This window comes from Stenotrophomonas sp. Sm6012 (genome assembly GCF_030985895.1).
Classification (GTDB): domain Bacteria; phylum Pseudomonadota; class Gammaproteobacteria; order Xanthomonadales; family Xanthomonadaceae; genus Stenotrophomonas; species Stenotrophomonas forensis.
In genome coordinates this window covers 1-1493 of sequence record NZ_JAPTFX010000277.1, presented here as the reverse complement: position 1 = coordinate 1493, position 1493 = coordinate 1, and the positions used below count along the sequence as shown (strand labels likewise).

Annotated in this window: 1 protein-coding gene; it reads left to right on the top strand. The window is 69.8% G+C overall.

Annotated elements, in window-relative coordinates:
* Positions 1–51 precede the first annotated feature (51 nt).
* A complete protein-coding gene (locus O0J73_RS22355) occupies positions 52–1461 on the top strand; it encodes a coniferyl aldehyde dehydrogenase (RefSeq protein WP_308309676.1) in 1410 nt (469 codons plus the stop codon).
* The last annotated feature ends 32 nt before the right edge of the window (positions 1462–1493 follow it).

Here is a 1493-nt window from a genome sequence, read left to right as displayed (position 1 = left end):
CCCCCCCCCCCCACTCCCATTGCGTTGCGCAGCACCCCGTATAGTCGGCCCATGACCACCACCACGCCGACCGAGCTCCCCGCCATCCTGCACACCCTGCGCAGCGCCTGGCGGGCGCAGCGCCCCTCGCTCGACCAGCGTGAAGCCGACCTGCGCCGCCTGCGCGAGGCGCTGAAAAAACGCATGGACGAAATGGCCCAGGCCATCGCCGAGGATTTCGGACATCGCGCCCATGTCGAATCGAAACTGGCCGATGGCATGAGCGTGCTGTCCGCCATCGACCATCTGCGCCGCCACCTGCGACGCTGGTCGAAGCCGCAGCGGGTCGGCGCCGGCTGGAAACTGTGGCCGGCGCGCGCGCAGCTGCGGCCGACGCCGCTGGGCGTGGTCGGGGTGATCTCGCCCTGGAACTACCCGGTCACGCTGGCCCTGGTGCCCTTGGCCACCGCCATCGCCGCGGGCAACCATGTGCTGCTGAAACCCTCCGAGCATACCCCGCGCACCAGCGCGTTCCTGGCCGATCTGCTGGCCAGCGTGTTCCCGCACGATCGCGTGGGGGTGGTGCAGGGCGGGGCGGACGTGGCCGCGGCGGTGTCCTCGCTGCCGCTGGACCATCTGCTGTTCACCGGTTCGACGGCGGTGGGCCGCAAGGTGATGGCTGCCGCGGCTGAGCATCTGGTGCCGGTCACGCTGGAGCTGGGCGGCAAATCCCCGGCGATTGTCTGTCGTGATTTTCCGCTGGACACCGCCGCCGCGCGGCTGGCCACCGGCAAATGGTTCAACGCTGGGCAGACCTGCATTGCGCCGGATTACGTGCTGATCGACACCGCACGCCAGCGCGAGTTCGTGGAGGCATTGCAGCAGCAGGTACGCGAGCGCTATGGCGATTTCAGCGTTGCCGAGGATTACACCCGCATCATCAACGAGGGCCAGTACCGGCGCCTGCAGGGCTATCTGGCGCAGGCGCGCGAACGCGGGGTGCCGGTCATTCCGCTGGCGCAGGTGGATGAGGCACGTGCCGACCGTGAGCGCCTGCTGGTGCCGACCGTGGTGCTGGACCCGCCGGACGACCTGGAGCTGATGCGCGAGGAGATCTTCGGTCCGATCCTGCCCGTGCGCGCCTACCCGGACCTGGACGCCGCGCTGGCCGACGTGCTGTCCCGCGACCGGCCATTGGCGCTGTACCCCTTCAGCCATGACAAGGCCACGGTAGAGCGCATCCTTGGCCAGGTGGTGGCCGGTGGGGTGACGGTCAATGACACCCTGCTGCACTTCGCCGCCGACGGCCTGCCGTTCGGTGGGGTGGGCGCCAGCGGCATGGGCGCGTACCACGGCCGTGCCGGGTTCGATGCGATGAGCAAGCGGCTGCCGGTGCTGTGGCAGTCGCGCTGGGCCGCCAGCGATCGGTTGCGGCCGCCGTACTCGAAGATTGCGGGGTTGTTGAAGTTCCTCGTGCGGTAGTGCCGGCGGGGGGCATGGGGTTGGGGGGCGGC

Coding starts and splice junctions, on each gene's coding strand:
- O0J73_RS22355 (WP_308309676.1), top strand. CDS start 52: ATGACCACCACCACGCCGACCGAGCTCCCCGCCATCCTGCACACCCTG.